Origin of the sequence: Janthinobacterium kumbetense, assembly GCF_023703445.1 — a bacterium.
Classification (GTDB): domain Bacteria; phylum Pseudomonadota; class Gammaproteobacteria; order Burkholderiales; family Burkholderiaceae_D; genus Janthinobacterium; species Janthinobacterium kumbetense.
In genome coordinates this window covers 188,394-205,535 of the sequence record NZ_JAMQGR010000001.1, presented here as the reverse complement: position 1 = coordinate 205,535, position 17,142 = coordinate 188,394, and the positions used below count along the sequence as shown (strand labels likewise).

Below are 17,142 nucleotides of genomic sequence, written 5' to 3'. Positions count from 1 at the left end.
GATGAGGCGCGGCGGTCCGTTGCCGCGCTGGACAAGACATTTCTTTGCGATGAACTACGTACTATCATCATAATCTTTATTGCAATTTAGCACCATCCATCGGCGGCACTTAGTCCGTCTTTTCAGCGAATCCGATGTTGTCAGCCCACACTTTTCAAGCGTGCGCCAGCGCGCCCTCATTCTCCAGCAAGTCGCACAGCTGACGGTATTGATGCTGGTCAAGCATCGCCTGCAGCGGCGCCAGCACGGGCGCGGCCGCCGGCGGCAAGGCGCCCAGCAGCAGGGCCACCCTGGCCAGGTTCAATTCGCGCAGCGCCACCAGCAAGGCGGCGCGCTCTTCCCCGGCCAGCAGCAGCAAGTCTTGCGCCCGCAATGCCGGCGGCGCCTCGGGCGCCGGCGCCACGGGCAGCGGCACGGGCGCCGCCACGGGCGCCTCGGCCGCCTGCGCGGGTATGCTGAAACGGAAGGTGGCGCCCTGCCCCGGCATGGATTCCACCGTCAGTTCGCCTTTCATCAATTGCACGAATTCGCGCGAGATGGCCAGGCCCAGGCCCGTGCCATCCTTCGGTCCCGCGCTGTCGGCCTGCACGAAGGGCTCGAAGATGCGCTGCTGGTCTTCCGGGGCGATGCCGATGCCCGTGTCGCTGACGGCGAACGACAGGCGCCACGTGGCGTCATCGCGCCGCTCGCCGCGCACGCGCAAGGCGACCTCGCCGCCGCCGGCAAACTTGACGGCGTTCGACATCAGGTTCAGCAGCACCTGGCGCAAACGCGTCGCGTCGAGCAGCACGGCCGCCGGCACGTCGGCGCAATCGAGGCGCAAGGCCAGCCCCTGCTGCTCGGCGCGCATGCCCAGCATGTCCATCACTTCCTGCAGCAGGGGCGCCAGCGCCACCACGGCCGTCTGCGCGTGCAGGCGCCCCGCCTCGCCCTTCGACAGTTCGAGGATTTCATTGATCAACGTCAATAAATGATTGCCGGAGCGGTGGATGATGGCCAGGTTGCGCTTTTCATCGTCCTGCATGTTCGGCGAGGCGGCCATCAGGCGCGAAAAGCCGATCACGGAATTCAAGGGCGTGCGCAGTTCGTGGCTCATGTTCGCCAGGAAGGTGCTCTTGGCGCGGTTCGCCGCCTGCGCCTGGCTGACGGCCACCGACAGGGCGCTCGTGCGCTCGGCCACCAGTTCTTCCAGGTGATGGCGGTGGCGCAGCAGTTCCAGTTCGGCCTCGCGGTGCGCCGTGATGTCGTAGTTCGACCCCACCAGGCGCATGGGCCGCCCCTGCCCGTCGCGGAAGATCACGGCATCGGCCTTGATGTAGCGGATGGCGCCATCGGGCCACAGGATGCGGTACTCGTGCGTGAAGGCCTGGCCGGCGCTCAGCGCGGCGCGCAGGGCCTCCTTGGCGGCCGGCACGTCGCCCGGCATCAGCGCCGCGCGCCAGATCGCCGCCGGCGCCATCGCGCTGTCCGCATCGGCCTTGAACTGCGCATACATCTGCTCGTCCCACTGCAAGGCATCGTTGATGACGTTCCAGTCCCAGATGCCGATGCTGGCCGCGCCGGTGGCCATCTGCACGCGCTCCTCGCTGCGCTGCAAGGCGCGGTAGCGGCTGTCGAGCAGCGCCACCATGTCGCGGATGGAACGGTACAGCGTGCGCAACTCGCCCAGGAACCACGCTTTCGGCGGGGTGCCGGCCGCTTCGCTCTGCCCTGCCTGGACGCCGGCCGCATACTGGCCGATGGCCTTCAGGGGCTTGAGCATCAGACACCACATGAGCAGCCAGATGCTGGCCACCAGGATCACGTCGAGCGCCACGATCATGGCGCCGATGCCCAGCGCGCGTTGCCGCAGCTGCGCGTGCAGCAGGGCCGGCGTCGCATACACGGCCACGTTGCCGATGACTTGCCCGCCGATCGTCACGGGGCGCCGCTGCACCAGCCAGCCGGGTTCCGCGGACAGCGAGGAAAAACTGCCGATGGCGCCGGCCGCGGTGCGGCGCAGCACCAGCGCTTCCTTGCCGATGCCCGGCGTCAGGGAGCTGGCCACCAGATCGCGCTTGCCCAGCGTGCTGCGCATGATGGCCTGCATCTGCTTTTCATCGAGATTCCACAAGGGCAGTTCGATGGCCACGGCCAGCTGGTCCGCGCTCAGGGCCAGGCTGCGGTGCAGCTGCTGCCAGCGCTGCTCGCGTTCGGACTGGTAAAACAGCACGGCAAACACCAGCAGCAGCGCGGTGACGACAAAGGTCAGCGCCACGCTGACGGCCAGCACGATGGAGACGCCGCCCAGGCGCGCGCCCTTGGATGCGTGAACCGTCATGCGTCTTCGCCCTGCGGTTCGCTGGCCAGCTGCGCCAGCAAGGCGCACAGCGGCTGGTACTGATGCTGTTCCAGCATGGCGGCGATGTGCGCGGCCAGCTGCGGCAGGCTGGTCGCCACGCCGGCCAGCACGATGGCGCTGCGCCGCAAATCGAGGGCCCGTACGGATTCGAGCAGTGCCAGCCGTTCGGCCGCGCCCAATTGGCCCAGCGCCTGCTGCAGGTCGAAGGCGGCCGCCGGCACGCGCGGCGGCGCGGCGGCGGTGCGCTGGAAGCGCACGCCCAGTTGCTGCTCCAGCATGGCGAACAGGTGTTCCTGTTCGATCGGCTTGCGCAGGAAGCCGTCGGCGCCGGCGGCCAGCGCCTCCTGCTTTTCTTCCTCGAAGGCGGAGGCGGTCATGATCACCAGGCGCGGCTGCACCAGCGCCGACTGCGCGCGCAGCCAGCGCGTCAGCGCCAGGCCGTCCATGTCCGGCATGCGCCAGTCGCTGAGCACGATGTCGTAGCGCTGCGCCGCCAGCATGGCTTGCGCCTGCACGCCGCCCGCCGCCTCCTGCAGCTGGAAGCCCAGCGGCGCCAGCAAGCCGGCCAGCAGCTTGCGGCAGTTGTCGTCATCGTCGACCAGCAGCACCGTGCGCCCGCGCTGGCCCGCCGGCAGGCGCGCCACGCGGCCCGGCGCCAGCGGTGCGGCGGCAGGGCACTGCACGCAGGGGGCGCGCAAGTCGAAGTGGAACACGGAGCCGGCCCCCAAGGTCGACTCGACGCGCAGCTCGCCGCCCATCAGGCGCACGAATTCGCGCGAAATGGTCAGCCCCAGTCCCGTGCCGGCCTGCGCCACGGCGCTGTCGGCCTGCACGAACGGTTCGAAGATGCGTTCCAGGTCCTCTTGCGCGATGCCGCTGCCCGTATCGCGCACGGCAAACGCCAGCGCCACTTGCCCATCCTTGTCTGCCTGGCAGGCCAGCGACAGGGTCACGCTGCCCTGCTCGATGAACTTGAGCGCATTCGACAGCAAATTGAGCAGCACCTGGCGCAGCTTGGCGCCGTCGAGGCGCACCAGCGGCGGCACGCCGGAACGCTCCAGCCGCAGCGCGATGCCCTGGTCGCCGGAGCGCATGCGCACCATCTCGAGTACCTCGTCGAGCAAGCCGTTCAAGTCCACGGGCCCCGCTTGCAGCTGCATGCGGCCCGCCTCGATTTTCGACAATTCGAGGATATCGTTGATCAAGGTCAACAAATGATGGCCGGCGCGGTTGATGATGGCCAGGTTATGCTTTTCTTCCTCGAACATGCTGCTCGAATCGGCCATCATCTGCGAAAAGCCGATCACGGAATTCAAGGGCGTGCGCAATTCGTGGCTCATGTTGGCCAGGAAGACGCTTTTCGCGCGGTTCGCCGATTCGGCCTCGGTGACGGCCACCGACAGGGCCGCCGTGCGCTGCTGCACCAGCTCTTCCAGGTGGTCGCGGTAGCCGAGCAATTCCTGCTCGCTGTGCTTGCGCTCGGAAATGTCGACGATGCCGCTGCGCACCAGGCGCCGCCCTTCCATCGGCAAGCGCACCAGCCGCACTTCGCAGGGAAAGATGCTGCCGTCGGCGCGCCGCACATTGCGCTCGACCAGGATGGGTTCGCCCAGCATGGCGCGGCGCAGATGCTCTTCCATCATCAGTCCCAGCGGCAGGCCATCGGGCTGCTCGCCCGTGTACAGGTCGAACGGCCCGCGCGCCAGCAGCGCTTCGCGCGACATCCCCAGCATGCGCTGCGCGCTGCTGTTGGCGTCGATGAAGCGGTCCAGGTCCAGGTCATACACGACGATGGCTTCGGGCGCATGCTCGACGAGGATGCGGAAGCGCTGCTCGCTTTCGCGCGCATCGCTCTCGGCGCGGCGCAGGCGGCGGCGCTGCAGCAGCAAGGCGCTCAGCATGCACGCCATGGCGAGAAATACGGCGCCGGCCGACAGCACGGCGACGCGGTGCTCGTGCCACAGCTGCGGCGGACGGTTGAAGAACAGGGTGTGCGGCGGCAGCCGGCTGATATCCGCATCCCAGCGCTGCAGCTGTTCCCAGTCATACATGGGCACCGGATGCGCCGGCGGCAGCAAGGCGCCCGGCGCGGCAGGCGCCTTGCCGGCCAACACGGCCAGCGACATCTGCGCCACCTGCTGCGCGGCCCGCTCAATGTGCAGGATGGAGCCGCCCAGGATGCCCTTGCCGACCGTCGCGTTATACATGCCAAAGGCGGGCACATTGGCCAGCCGCGCCAGCTGTGCGGCAAACTGCACCGGCGTGGCGATATTGCCGTCCACGTCGCGGTTGACATTGCCCGCCACCAGCAGCGTATCGGCGGGCAAGTGCGCCACGGCCGCGCGCATCTGTTCCAGGGTCAGGTCATCGAGGTAGCGCATGGCCACCTTGCCCTGCCACGCCTGCGCCGCCTGCTGCATGTTGCGCTTCAGGGCCTGGTCGGCCTCGCTGGCGCCGACGGCCATGACGATGGTTTTGGTCTCCGGGAACAGCGCCATGGCTTGCGCCAGCGTGCCGGCAAAATCGACGTTCACCTTTTGCTGCCAGATGGAAGACGGGCTGCCGGCCGGCAAGGCCTTGCCCGAAGTGTTAATCGCCAGCACGGGTACGCCGCGCGCCAGCGGCGCCAGGTCCGACAGCAGCAAATCGAGCGCTGGCTGCTGCATGGCGATGATCAGGTCGGCCTTGCGGCCCATCATCTTGGTGTATCTTAAAAGCAACAAATCACGCATCTCATTGCGCAGCGCCGGGTCGCCCTGGGTATTCAGGTTCAGGTGCTCGACCATGATGTCTTCGCTGGCCAGGCCCGCGGCGGCCATGGCGGCCACATAGGTGCGCGTGTACGATTCCACGCCGGCGCGGCCGTAATCGTAGGCGTTGAGAAACAGCACGCGCTGCCCCTGGTGCGGCGCCGCCAAGTCCGGCGTCGCGGCCGGCACGGCGGCAGGGGCCGCGGCAACACAGCATACCAGCAGCAATGCGCAGCCACAGCGGCGCACCGCTGCCCTGCCCAGCCCGCCGCCAGGCACCTCACGCATCCTTCGCCATGCCCATGCTCACCCCCGCCTGTCACCATGTTTCAACTATGCGCTGACTGCTCAGCCACCGACACTTACAAAAACATGATAACGTCAACTGCAGGGGCAAGTCTATTCCTTAGGGCAATCTTTTGACAATACACCCTCGCGTAACGCCAGCCATCGTTACGCGGCGGTGCCGCTGATACCGAACAATTCCAGCTTCAACCCTTTTATGCCAGACGGTACATAAATCGCAATCGCCTGGGCCTTGATCATGCTGTCATAAATACTGCCCTTGTTATCGATCGAAAAGTAATACGTATTGGGCCGTATTGGCACCTCGGCAGGAACCTGGGCCATATGGCGCAACTCGGCACCCGGAAGGGCACGGCCGAGTAATAGTTCGATATTGTCCGGAGATGAAATCTTGAACTGCAACGGCACCGTGGCGACCAATTCCAGCGCCGGCATATCGGCGTTTACCGCAAGATAAAGTTCGGTCTGGCGGTCAATCCGCTTGGCATCGAGCAAGCCGTGATAGTGGGTATTTTGTTGCGTGTCATTGGACAACGCAATCGGGAAGTAACGCGACAGGAGCACAGTATCGATCAGGTCGCGAATGATGCCATCGAGCTTGCCGAAACCGGGAGCGGCGTCATCGTGACAATAGGCCGGCAAGTCGCCCAGTGTGTATTTTTTCGAAAACGTCATCAAGCCACCGGCCAACGCCATCAATTTCTCAAACAGATACACGGGATGGTGGCGTCGGTAACTGGCGCAATGACTGAGCGTGGCGCTGGCCGTGCTCAATGTATTGAGCATCCAGAACGAGGAAACATCCCCGCCATGAAATTCAACCGTATTTTTTCCGGGCTGACGGTGACGGCTGTACAGCGCCTCGATTTTCGCGCCCATGCGGTCGATCAGTGACTCGAGCATTTTCTGCAGCGAAGACTCGGCGCTGATGGTCAGGCCGGGTGGAATGAAGGAAGTATCGACTTCAAAGCCGCCGTTGCCAGCGCGGTACAAGCGGATCACCGGGATGGCAAGGTAATCATGCAGGGGGTCCAGTTGCGATAGCAGGTACACACGTTTCTTCAGGTAAGCCACGTCTATGCTGACTGCCTCGCTGAACAGATCCGGGGTTTCGATATCCGCCTGGACATAGCGCGCACCCGCAGAATGCAAATTGCCGCCATGTGCCTGCAATACGGGCAGCGCGGCATAAAACGTAAAACTATGTTCGCTGGAAGGTAGCTTGGACAGGTCAACCGCACTGGGCAATACATCGCCAAGCGGTGCTTCAAAGACTTCTCCATCCTGAAAGACGAGCGACATGGCATCCGCCCGCAGGCTATTGTTGGCAAGTGCGTCCGCATTCCAGCAGACGCCATGCACACCCCACAAATGTGGATTAATCAATGAAACCAGACGCTGCAGGCGCGCTTCATGGTAGCGGTCCAGCTGCTGGAATTGCTGGGGACCGATAGCCAGCCCTTCGGACCAAAGTAATTTGGATGGCAAAGTCATTGCGTTCTCCATGTTGACCATTGGAATCCTGCTACCTTGCCAGTCTGATGTTGCCAGCCTGGAAGTTATTGATGTTGCGCAGCAACCCTGTTCAATTATTTGCGCAAACGCAATTTACCTTTGAGCAAACGCTCGGATACTGGCCATTCCGCCGCAAAGACACAGGAAATGAGAGATGGAGGACTTGCTGCCGTATTTCGAACGCGAGTTGGTGATGCTGCGGCGACATTGCCGTGAGTTCTCCGAACGCTATCCGAGAATCGCCGGCAAATTGCACATGTCCGGCGAATCTTGCGAAGACCCGCACGTCGAACATTTGATCGAATCGGTGGCCATGCTGGCGGCGCGTATCTCGAAACGACTCGATGACGACTATCCGCAATTTACCGAAGCCTTGTTCGAAGCCTTGTTCCCCCATTATCTGCGCCCCTTTCCATCGTGCACTATCGTGCACCAGCCCACCATAGCTGCTGGAGCGGGTGTCTTGCGCCTGTCGGCCGGCAGTGAAATGGACGCAACGCCTGTGCGCGGCGTGCGCTGCCGCTTCAAGACGGTCTACGACATGACGACAGGAGTATCGTTACTGGAAAGCGCAGTTTTCGATGCGATGATCAAGGCGCCGCCAGGCGTGCGCCTGCCAGCATCGGCCAGTTCCTCGCTGAACATCGGCATCCGGCATCTCGATACGGCGCCCGCATCACTGCGCGTTTTCATCGATGGCGAAGCTTCTTTTTCCGCCGCCTTGCGCGATGCCTTGTTCATGCAGACCGTCTGCGCTTTTGTATCAATTGACGCGGTGCAATGGATAGCCTTGCCCGCCTTGCCTCTGACGCCCGTCGGCTTCGGCGACACGGATGCCTTGATACCTTTCGGTGCCCGTTCGCAGCCGGCCTACCGCATCCTGTGCGAGTATTTTGCGTATCCGGAAAAATTCAACTTCTTTGACATCGATATCGCGGCGCTGAGTGCGGCCCTGCCGCCTGGTTGCCAGCGCTTTACCCTGCATCTGTGCATGGCCGGTTTGCGACCCGATTCCGCTGCGGCGCGCATGTTGTCCAGTATTTCCAGCGAAAACTTAAGGCTGGGCTGCAGTCCGGCGGTCAATCTCTTCCGCCAAGAAGGCGTGCCTATCGCCGTTACCCGGCAGAAAACCGACTACTCCGTGCTAGCCCATGCCACCCATGCCCATGGATACGAAGTCGTCACTGTCGATGCTGTGCGTTTGCTGCGCCAACGGGGAGGGGAAAGCACGCTGACCGAATTTCGCCCGCTGTACAGCCTGCGCCATGGCGAGGGCGCGGCGCAACAGGGCCATTACTGGGTCGTACGCCACGACATGGCTTTGGCCATCAACAGTCCTGGCCACGAAAAGAAAATCACGCTGGTCGATAGCGACTTCAATCCCTTGATCCATGAAAAGGCCAGCCTGTCGCTGTCGCTGACCTGCAGTAACCGCGATCTTCCCCTTGCACTCAAATACGGCCAGCCGCAAGGAGACTTGCAACCGTGCGGCGGAGGATCTGCACTGCACATGCTGCGACGCCCCAGCCAGCCGCGCCGCTTCTCGCCGGGCGCGGGTTTGCACTGGCGACTGATTTCGCACCTGACGCTGAATCATCACGCGCTGGTCCAGGAGGGCCTGCCGGCACTACGTGAAATGCTGACGCTGTATGACCTGTCCCAATCGGCAAGCTCGCAACGCCAGATCGGCGGCATCGTCGCGCTGTCGCACTCGCCGACCACGACATGGCTGCGACACAAGCGCGGCACCTCGCTGGCGCATGGCGTGGAGGTACGCATCACACTTGACGAGGAAGCGTTCGTCGGCAGCGGCATATACCTGTTTGTGCAGGTTATCGATCATTTCCTTGGGTTGTATGTGCAAATCAACAGTTTCATCGAACTGGTGGTGCTGTCAAGGCAAAGCGGAGAGGAGCTGATCCGATGCAAACCAAGAAGCGGACTGCAGAATCTGGTGTAATGCTCGGCTTGTTGGCCGAGCCCTACCGCTACCAGTTCGTGCAGGCGGTGCGTATTCTGCTGTGCTGGCTAAGTCGGCAGAACGTGTCCCATGCGCAAGCCTTCGACCAGGTGCTGCGCTTCAAGAACAGCCTGTCGTTGAATTTTCCGGCCAGTGAAATCGAACGGCTTTCACTTGACGACAATGAACAGCTGACTCTGATACCGACGTTCATGCGTTTTCTGGGCGTCGGCGGCACCTTGCCCTTGCACCACTCGGAACGCATCGCCGCCTACCGCTTGTCGGGCCAAGACGCTGGCGTCTCGGCCTTCCTCGATATCTTTTCGCACCGCATGGTCGCGCTGTATTACCAGGCGTGGGAAAAGTATCGACTGGAATCTCCGCTCCAGACCCGGGCAACGGATCCACAATTGCCTTTGCTGACGGCACTGGCCGGGGTGCGGCGCGCTGCGCTGCCGTCGAGTGGCGAAACTGATGCCGTGACGCAGGATGTTGCGGCCTGGTACGCGGGTCTGCTGCGCTGCCGTCCCGTCTCCGCGCAAGCGATCGGCCCCGTGCTGGCCGAGTACTGCGGCGTACAAGTCGCCCTGCAACAATTTGTCGGTGGCTGGGACTACCTGGAAAAAAACCGGCGCAGCCTGCTAGGCAATGTCAACTTTACCCTAGCGCGCGGCGCAACGCTTGGCCTGCGGCTTTGGCGTCATGACATGCGCGTGTGCCTGCATATCGGCCCGCTGGATCCCGCCGGCCTGCAACGCTTCCTGCCGCGCAGTGCAGGGGCGGTGGCACTGGCAAAGATGCTGGCGCTGTTTGGCGTACCGGACTTGCAATTTGAAATACGGCTGATATTGAGTCCGCCATGCATTACTCCCCTGCTTCTGAGCTCCAACCCTGCGGAAAGGCGCCGCCTGGGCTGGACGACATTCCTGCAGGCAGCACAAAACAAGGTACACGGCGCGGAAGTGCGCTATTTGCTGCAGCGGGCTTGAGCAGCTCACACCTGGAAAGTGAGGCAAGCATGAAACATGCGGGACGCGGCGTCATCCGGCTCGGAGACGCAACCGATCACGGTGGCAAGGTCACCAGCGCATCGTCCGGCAGCACCGTCATGGGGAAGACTGCGGCGCTGGCTGACGACACAACGTTCTGCCCCAAGTGCAAGGGCAGTTTTCCGATCACGCCGGATGGCGCCGGCGCAAAACACATGGGCAAGCCGTACGCCTATGACGGCGATGCCACCGCCTGCGGCGCCCACCTGATCACATCCCTGTAACGGAGGCAGGCCATGCATGCAAGCATCCAGGCGGCACTGTCGGCCTTCGACCTCGCCGCGCAAGACCGGCGCCTGCTGAAGATCGAGTTCCCCCATGAAGATGGGCCAGCCGGCGCCATCCTGCTGGTCAATTCGCTGACTGCCAGGGAGGAGGTGTCGCGCGACTTCCGTTTCGAGGCCGAACTGCTGTCCGATGACGCGCATATTGCGCTCAAAGCCATGATGGGCCGCATGGTCACCATTTCCATGGTGCGCGACGATGGCACGCTGCGCCACTTTAACGGCTACGTGGGCGAGTTTTGCTTGTTGCGCGCCGATGGCGGCTTTGCGTGGTACCGCATGGTGCTGCAACCATGGCTGGCCTTCGCCCGGTTGCGTCAGGACAACGTGTCCTTTCATGGCCAAAGCGTGATGCAGCTGACCGAGACGACCTTTGCCCATTACGATCAACGCGACTGGAAAACCAGCATCCATGGCGCCGATCCGCAGATCACCTGCGCCAACCAGCACAATGAAACCGACTACAACCACCTGCACCGGCGTTGGGAGGCGCTGGGCTGGCATTACTGGTACGAGCACCGCGCCGATGGCCATACGCTTTGGCTCGCAGACAACAGCACCTTGGCTGACATGATCGCCACGGCATCTGGCGAAGGCGCCATACATTTCCACTCCGAGTCGGGATCCATGGAAGACGATGGCCTGCAACAGTGGCAAGCCGTGCGCCGGCTCGGCTCCGGGCAGCTGACCTTGGCCAGTTTCGACTATAAAAATCCCCAACCGCGCCTTGCCAGCGGCTACTCACTGAATCGCCAGGGTGATGTATTTGCCCACGAGCTATATGAAAACACGGGCGCCTATGGCTATAGGAATATCGATGAGGGAGAATCCCTGGCGCAACGCCGCATGGAAGAAAGCGACCATTTGCGCCAGTATTTCGAGGCGGCCGGCAATCACCGTGGCGCACAGCCAGGCCTTTGTTTCCGGCTCGATGGACATTTCAGCGCCGAGGAAAAACGCTGCCAGCCCGGCCAGGAACGCCCTGACAGCATTGCCGAACGCGAGTACCTGATCCTGTCAGTCGTGCATAGCGCCAGCAATAATTATCAGCTTGGCCCCGGCGCACTCTCCCACTATGTCAACAAGTTGGTATGCGCACGTCGGGACATCCGCTGGCGGCCGGGCCGCAGCTACAACAGCACGCCATGCATCGTTGCCGGCGTGCAGACGGCGCTGGTCGTCGGGCCGGCCGGGGAGGAAATCCATACCGATGCACTGGGACGCATACGCCTGCAATTCCACTGGGACCGCCTGGGTGAATTCGATGAGCACAGTTCCCCATGGATACGCGTCATGATGCCGATGGCGGGACCGCAAATGGGGCAAATCGCCTTGCCGCGCGTGGGCCAGGAAGTCGTCGTGCAATTCCAGGACGGCAATATCGACCACCCCATCGTCATCGGCGTGGTCTACAACAGCGCCAATCCGCCGCCGTGGCAATTGCCGCAGCAACGTGCCCTGTCCGGCTTGCGCAGCCGCGAACTGGGCGCCCGCAGCGCCAACCATCTCGTGCTCGACGATACCAAGGGGGCGATCCAGGCGCAGCTGCGCAGCGAGCACCAGGATAGCCGGCTTTCATTGGGCAACATCACCCGCATCGACGACAACGCAGGCCGCAAGGAGGCGCGCGGTGTGGGTTTTGAATTGGCCAGCAACGCCTGGGGCGCCCTGCGCGCGGCCAAAGGCATGCTGATCACTACCGAAACGCCGACAGGCGGTGGCTCGGTCAAACAACTCGACGAAACACAGGCTCGCCTGGCGCAAGCACGCCAGTTACAGCAAGGCTTGGCCAGCGTGGCCGTCGACGCCGGCGCGCAAGACAGCGCAGCACAACAAGGTGCCGTGGCCGAATCCATCCAGCGGCAAAACGCTGCCATCAAGGGGAGCGCCGGCGATTTCCCTGAGCTGTCTGAACCGCATCTACTGCTGGCCAGTCCGGCCGGCATCGAGCTGAGCACGGCCCAGTCGATTCACCTGGCCGCCAGCGAGCATGTGGCGCTCACCAGCAGCAAGAATATTTCACTCGCCAGCGGCGACAGCCTGTTTGCCAGCATCGCCAAGACCTTCAGCCTGTTCGTGCACAAGGCTGGCATGAAACTGATCGCCGCCAGCGGCAAGGTGTCCATCCAGGCCCACAGCGACGAGGTGGAAATCCTCGCCCAGAAAGTCTTGTCTCTGATCAGCGAAGCGGACTGGGTCAACATCAAGGGCAAGAAAGGCGTACGCCTGCACGGCGCCAACCACATGCTGGAAATCAGCGACAAAGTGCAGTTCTTTACGTCCTCCCCTGTGCTCTTCAACGGCAACCTGGAAACCTTGGCGCCAAAGAGCGTGTCGCAGGAATTTAATGAGAGGCCAATAACTCGTTTTGATCAGGCCGTGCGGCTACTGCAAGTCGATGGTACACCTGCCCCTGATATAGCTTTTGAGTTAATACGCGAAGATGGCCACAAAATCAGCGAAAAGAGTAGCAGTGATGGACACACCCCTGTACAGAAAGGGGATGGCATGGATAGCTACACAATACGCTACAAGGGAGAACTTCCATGAGTGACGATACGGACTTGAATAAGCACGGCAATCACCAAGGCGAGTTTCGGCAGACTGTTGGCGGATGGGCGGAATACACAGTTAATATGACTGAAATAAAAGATACGATTCGTCATGACGTAACTATTCCACCCAAGAAAATAATTCCTATCATATTTCTACCTGGGGTTATGGGTAGCAATTTACGCATGAGCAAGACACGTCAAAAAGAACTGGATAAAACCGACAACATCGCCTGGAGGCCAGATGATATGTTGGATGCTGTAGGAAAAATTAATGCAGTCGAAGGCAATGGAATTGGCGGGTGGTTTAGAACTGCATCACCGGCGCAGCGCCAAATGGCCCTAGATCCAAATGAAACCGAGGTTGAATACTATATATACACCGAAAACAAAGGTAGATTTGAACCTAGTGGAAGCATTACAGTGACTTCTGATACACGGCATAAAAACATTCCGTATGATCTCCCTGAAGTTCCGCCATTAATTACTATCAGCAAGAAAAAACGAGCAGAAAATGCATCCTACAAGTCACCAGGCGTACTGGACACCTACCTTTCTCCGGATGTGCGTGAAACACCGGCACAAATTGCCCGTTGGCGAGGTTGGAGTGAAGTACTTTTTACCGGTGCCTATGGAGAAATGCTAAAAACTACAGAATTTTTCATGAACAACATAATAAAAAAAGGAGAAGTATTACCTAACTGGCGACAAAAATCATCAAAAAGTGAAAAAAGTTCACATCCTGAAATTACATCGCTGTTGATGAAAAATCCTCAGGAATTTGGGGCATCCTCTGGCGCGACCATTACCGAGGCAGATCTTAAAACAATAGCTCCGTGCTGGTACCCCGTTCATGCCATGGGCTACAATTTCTTGAAGAGCAATGCAGACTCCGCAAAAGTCATTGCGGACCGAATACGTGGTCTTGTCGCAGGATACGAAAAATGCGGTTTTAAATGTAAAGAAGTAATCCTGGTCACGCATAGTATGGGCGGGTTATTAGCGCGTGCCTTGATACATCCAAACTATGGCAACCTAGTTAATGATAAAAATATCAATATACTAGGTATTTATCACAACGTCATGCCATCGACAGGAGCAGCAGGCGCGTATAAACGCATGCGGTTCGGATTCAAGGAAAAGTCTGGCTTTAAGGCGGACGTCGAAGCAAAAATTCTTGGCATCGATGGCAAACATGCCACAGCCGTCCTGGCGAACGCACCTGCTCCATTAGAAATGATGCCAGGCACAGCCTATGGTTCGAACTGGCTTAAAGTGATCGATGCAAAAGACCAAGTACTGTGGAGCTGGCCTTCTGAAAAACAAACGGCATTGGAAAGTATTTATCTGCAGCCGGCCAGTAACTGGTGGCGCCTCATCAATCCACTATGGATAAATCCCGCAAATATCCCTGATGGCCGAGGCGGCGGTTTGGGAAATGTAAAGAAAAGATTAACAGAAGCTTCTATTTTTTCAAAATCAATAGAAAATTCATTTCACAACTTAACCTATGCCAGTTATTGCGACTCAAAAGAATTTCTTAGTTACGGAGAAATAGTTTTCAAAGTCATTGACGGAATGAATGAAGGACTATTTGACTTTTCAAAAAAAGATCAAGTCCCTTCGGCAGAAAAATGGAAATTACTTAGTGACGATGCGAAGGGAACACTGACCGTTCAAGCTGGATCACGCGTATTGAAACTAAAACTACAAACAGCGGCATCACCCGGCGACGACACTGTTCCCGCAACCCATTCAGCTCAACATATTAAAGGCAATCTTTTCCGCCACGGGCAGAAAGAAGGCACCGGCTATAAACATCAGGATAGCTACGCAGACAAAAAAGTCTTGGCATCGATGATTTATTCCATAGTTCAGATCGCAAAAAAAGCAGATTGGTCTTGAAATGAAAACCCTATTTAGAAAAATATTTATTTTCACAATTATTACATCCTCAATAAACGCTTGCACACAAACCTACACAGACAAGGAGGAAATCGTGCCTGGAACTGTAAAATTAAATGATCGCCTGACAACCATATTTTCAAAAACAAAACTATTGTGCTTTGGTCGCTATGCCTTGAAAGTTCCAATAGGAACAAAATTAATAATTGGAAGTGGGAATGTTGACATAATTGAAGCAAACTCAGAAAAAGTCGCATCTATAATTAATGAGGACATAGAAAGAATATATTTTAAAGATGAAACTGCGGAAATAACTTACAACAAAGAAGGCCCCATCGAAAATAGCTGGCAGTTACGCTATTATGAAAGCAGCATAGCCAAGGAATTTAATCTTTTCTTTTTTCGAACCTATATCACCAAAGGAAATTTCACATTCATCGCAGGAGATGCCGTATCGAATGGGCAACGAGAGGAAGATGTGGCTAAACGTCAGCATATTCTCGCCAAAAATATTCGATTGCGTGATGAAGAGGAGGTTCCTGAAGATCCAGGGCTTTGCCTCGAACATGGTTTTTTGGCGGAACAATTATATAAGACGCAAGAAATCGATAGTGCAGGTATTTATATTCCAAGTCTTCCAGATGTGCGTTTTTCCATCAGCTCAAACAAGGATGCATACGGCGATTATCCACCCGAACAGTTTGAGAAAGAGGAACGGGAAGAGTTATCTTTGCTTAACCGCATACAAAGTGCAAAAGATATACAGGGGAGCAATTATCCCAAGCGCACCTTGCTACGCGAAGGCAAGCGCACCGTTCAACACTGGAAAGGCGAAGAGTCGCTGATACGGCGTACCGATGGTGTCCATGATTTTGAATGGGCATTGGTAGGCAAACCGAAAGACATCGCAAATCCGTCCGTACTGGAAGTCAAGATGTACACCAAAGTCGCCCACAACATGGTCGGTGCCGCCGAAGCATCATCGCTGACCGACGAGGAGGCTATCGCCTTGTGGGACAAGCTGCTGTCCGGCCTGAAGTTCCGGGTAAAAGTACCGGGTGCACCGCCGGGGTCCTACTATATCGATCCGGACAAGCCGGCGCAGTGACGGCTGGCTGAGCGCAGCATGAACTCTTGCTGGCGTGCTGCCAGCCATTGCGCTAGCATGGCCTTTTGCCCGGAAAGCGTCCATGACCATCACCCTGCGTCCCGCCCTTGATTCCGATATCGATGCCCTGTGGGCCCTGCGCACGGTGGCCGTGCGCGTCAGTTGCGCCATGCATTATGCGCCGGAGCAAATTACTGCGTGGACGGCTACGCCTGTGCCGCGGGCGTATGGCGCCATGCTGGCCGCGGGTGGCGGCGTCGTGGCGATGCAGGACGAGGCCATTGCCGGCTACGCCATGCTCGATGCGGACAAGCAGGAAGTGGAGGCCGTGTTCGTCGATCCGGCGCGTGCGGGACTCGGCATCGGCAAGCGGCTGCTGGCGGCGCTGGAGCAATTGGCGCGCGGCCACGGCATTGCGTGCCTGCACCTGTCCGCATCGCTCAATGCCGTGCCGTTTTACCGGGCCGCAGGGTTTATTTCCTTGCGCGAGGAAGCGTATGCGCACCCCAGCGGCATCAGCCTGGCCAGCGTGGCGATGGAAAAGGCGCTGGCGGCCGCCTGAGCCTTCAGTCCTGGCCGGCTTCGGACTCGGCCAGGCATTGCTGCAGTTTCGCGATCAGGGCGCGCACCTCGTCGCCGCCCAGGTCCAGCGGGTCGCCTTGCGCGCCGACGGCGATCAGGCAGATGGCCGAGCCGTCGTACCAGGCGTCCAGGCGTTCCTCATTCATATTGTTCCGATTCGCATTGCAAATCCATCAACAAATCATCTGGCGCCGCGATGCTGGCGCTGCCTTGCGGCACGGGAAACACGAAAGCCAGCTGCTTATTGTTCGCCATGCCGGGCAGCCATTTAGCCAGAAAATCATCGAGCCCGATGGCGCGCGGCTGGAAATGTTCCCAGTCGCCGCTGGCGCACGCTTGCGCGAATGCCGCTTCCGGCCAGAACGGTATCGCCACCTTGCCGTCAAGCTGCGCCGTGGCCCAGCCGTCATGGTGCAAGCCCCACACTTCTTGCGTATCGGCCACCTTGCGCACAAAGTAGGCATGACGCTCGGCGGACGGCAGCCCCGCCACCTGCTTGAACTTGTCAGGATGCATGCTCGTCCCCTGCCTCGTCCCATACCCGCAGTTGCGGCGTGCACCAGCCCGTCACCATGTCGAGGGCGTCCAGTATCACGTCTTCCAGCGGCCCCTCCTGCGCGCCGTCCTCCATAGACGGGCGCAATTCCTGCAGCAAGGCGGCCACTTGCTGCGCCGTCACGCCGCCGGCCTTGTAGCGCAGCAGGATGGCGCGCAGCGTCAATAACTCTGCCCTGGCGTCCAGCGCGGCCCGCAAGTCCTTGTCGATATCGGCGATGATGGTTTGCGGCAT

Annotated in this window: 13 protein-coding genes; 7 read left to right on the top strand and 6 right to left on the bottom strand. The window is 59.6% G+C overall.

Translation table 11 applies throughout. The features are described 5' to 3' along the window. Positions 1-154: 154 nt before the first annotated feature. From NCG91_RS00880 to tssK, 3 genes are all read right to left on the bottom strand, one after another. A complete protein-coding gene (locus tag NCG91_RS00880; RefSeq protein ID WP_251348194.1) occupies positions 155-2,320 on the bottom strand; it encodes a sensor histidine kinase in 2,166 nt (721 codons plus the stop codon). Continuing rightward, a complete protein-coding gene (locus tag NCG91_RS00875; RefSeq protein WP_251348193.1) occupies positions 2,317-5,379 on the bottom strand; it encodes a sensor histidine kinase in 3,063 nt (1,020 codons plus the stop codon). Before NCG91_RS00875 ends, NCG91_RS00880 begins: the two co-directional genes overlap by 4 nt. Positions 5,380-5,544: 165 nt before the next feature. Then, positions 5,545-6,891 carry a type VI secretion system baseplate subunit TssK gene (tssK, locus tag NCG91_RS00870; protein ID WP_251348192.1) on the bottom strand — a complete coding sequence of 449 codons (1,347 nt, stop codon included), beginning with the start codon at positions 6,889-6,891 and terminating at the stop codon, positions 5,545-5,547. Positions 6,892-7,066: 175 nt separating this feature from the next. On the opposite strand from tssK, the gene tssF reads away from it, so the two are divergent. The 7 genes from tssF (at position 7,067) to NCG91_RS00835 (ending at position 16,332) form a co-directional block, all read left to right on the top strand. Continuing rightward, positions 7,067-8,872 carry a type VI secretion system baseplate subunit TssF gene (gene tssF, locus NCG91_RS00865; RefSeq protein WP_251348191.1) on the top strand — a complete coding sequence of 602 codons (1,806 nt, stop codon included), beginning with the start codon at positions 7,067-7,069 and terminating at the stop codon, positions 8,870-8,872. Next, positions 8,836-9,861, top strand: a complete 1,026-nt coding sequence (gene tssG, locus NCG91_RS00860) for a type VI secretion system baseplate subunit TssG (protein ID WP_251348190.1) — start codon at positions 8,836-8,838, stop codon at positions 9,859-9,861. The genes tssF and tssG overlap by 37 nt, the downstream gene beginning before the upstream one ends. Then, positions 9,858-10,145, top strand: coding sequence for a PAAR domain-containing protein (locus NCG91_RS00855; RefSeq protein ID WP_370385272.1), 288 nt, complete (start codon positions 9,858-9,860; stop codon positions 10,143-10,145). The genes tssG and NCG91_RS00855 overlap by 4 nt, the downstream gene beginning before the upstream one ends. A gap of 12 nt (positions 10,146-10,157) precedes the next feature. Continuing rightward, on the top strand, positions 10,158-12,755 hold the full coding sequence (locus tag NCG91_RS00850; protein WP_251348189.1) for a type VI secretion system Vgr family protein: 2,598 nt from the start codon (positions 10,158-10,160) through the stop codon (positions 12,753-12,755). After that, positions 12,752-14,662, top strand: coding sequence for an esterase/lipase family protein (locus NCG91_RS00845; RefSeq protein WP_251348188.1), 1,911 nt, complete (start codon positions 12,752-12,754; stop codon positions 14,660-14,662). Before NCG91_RS00850 ends, NCG91_RS00845 begins: the two co-directional genes overlap by 4 nt. 1 nt (position 14,663) lies before the next feature. Beyond that, the gene (locus NCG91_RS00840) at positions 14,664-15,770 is read left to right on the top strand and encodes a T6SS immunity protein Tli4 family protein (RefSeq protein WP_251348187.1); all 1,107 of its coding nucleotides are present in this window, start codon (positions 14,664-14,666) and stop codon (positions 15,768-15,770) included. An 82-nt stretch (positions 15,771-15,852) separates the two neighbouring features. Next, a complete protein-coding gene (locus tag NCG91_RS00835) occupies positions 15,853-16,332 on the top strand; it encodes a GNAT family N-acetyltransferase (RefSeq protein WP_251348186.1) in 480 nt (159 codons plus the stop codon). Between the two features lie 4 nt (positions 16,333-16,336). Here NCG91_RS00835 and NCG91_RS00830 read toward each other — a convergent pair whose 3' ends face one another. From NCG91_RS00830 to NCG91_RS00820, 3 genes are read right to left on the bottom strand one after another with little or no spacing between them, the layout of a single operon-like run. Further along, positions 16,337-16,498: a hypothetical protein gene (locus tag NCG91_RS00830; protein WP_251348185.1), complete on the bottom strand. Its 162-nt coding sequence runs from the start codon at positions 16,496-16,498 to the stop codon at positions 16,337-16,339. Next, entirely contained in the window at positions 16,491-16,868 is a 378-nt protein-coding gene (locus NCG91_RS00825; RefSeq protein ID WP_251348184.1) for a DUF2750 domain-containing protein, read from the bottom strand. Before NCG91_RS00825 ends, NCG91_RS00830 begins: the two co-directional genes overlap by 8 nt. Then, positions 16,858-17,142, bottom strand: a complete 285-nt coding sequence (locus NCG91_RS00820) for a hypothetical protein (protein ID WP_251348183.1) — start codon at positions 17,140-17,142, stop codon at positions 16,858-16,860. The genes NCG91_RS00825 and NCG91_RS00820 overlap by 11 nt, the downstream gene beginning before the upstream one ends.

Coding starts and splice junctions, on each gene's coding strand:
- NCG91_RS00840 (WP_251348187.1), top strand. CDS start 14,664: ATGAAAACCCTATTTAGAAAAATATTTATTTTCACAATTATTACATCC.
- NCG91_RS00830 (WP_251348185.1), bottom strand. CDS start 16,498: ATGAATGAGGAACGCCTGGACGCCTGGTACGACGGCTCGGCCATCTGC.
- NCG91_RS00845 (WP_251348188.1), top strand. CDS start 12,752: ATGAGTGACGATACGGACTTGAATAAGCACGGCAATCACCAAGGCGAG.
- NCG91_RS00850 (WP_251348189.1), top strand. CDS start 10,158: ATGCATGCAAGCATCCAGGCGGCACTGTCGGCCTTCGACCTCGCCGCG.
- tssK (WP_251348192.1), bottom strand. CDS start 6,891: ATGACTTTGCCATCCAAATTACTTTGGTCCGAAGGGCTGGCTATCGGT.
- NCG91_RS00875 (WP_251348193.1), bottom strand. CDS start 5,379: ATGCGTGAGGTGCCTGGCGGCGGGCTGGGCAGGGCAGCGGTGCGCCGC.
- NCG91_RS00825 (WP_251348184.1), bottom strand. CDS start 16,868: ATGCATCCTGACAAGTTCAAGCAGGTGGCGGGGCTGCCGTCCGCCGAG.
- tssG (WP_251348190.1), top strand. CDS start 8,836: ATGCAAACCAAGAAGCGGACTGCAGAATCTGGTGTAATGCTCGGCTTG.
- NCG91_RS00820 (WP_251348183.1), bottom strand. CDS start 17,142: ATGCCGCAAACCATCATCGCCGATATCGACAAGGACTTGCGGGCCGCG.
- NCG91_RS00835 (WP_251348186.1), top strand. CDS start 15,853: ATGACCATCACCCTGCGTCCCGCCCTTGATTCCGATATCGATGCCCTG.
- NCG91_RS00880 (WP_251348194.1), bottom strand. CDS start 2,320: ATGACGGTTCACGCATCCAAGGGCGCGCGCCTGGGCGGCGTCTCCATC.
- tssF (WP_251348191.1), top strand. CDS start 7,067: ATGGAGGACTTGCTGCCGTATTTCGAACGCGAGTTGGTGATGCTGCGG.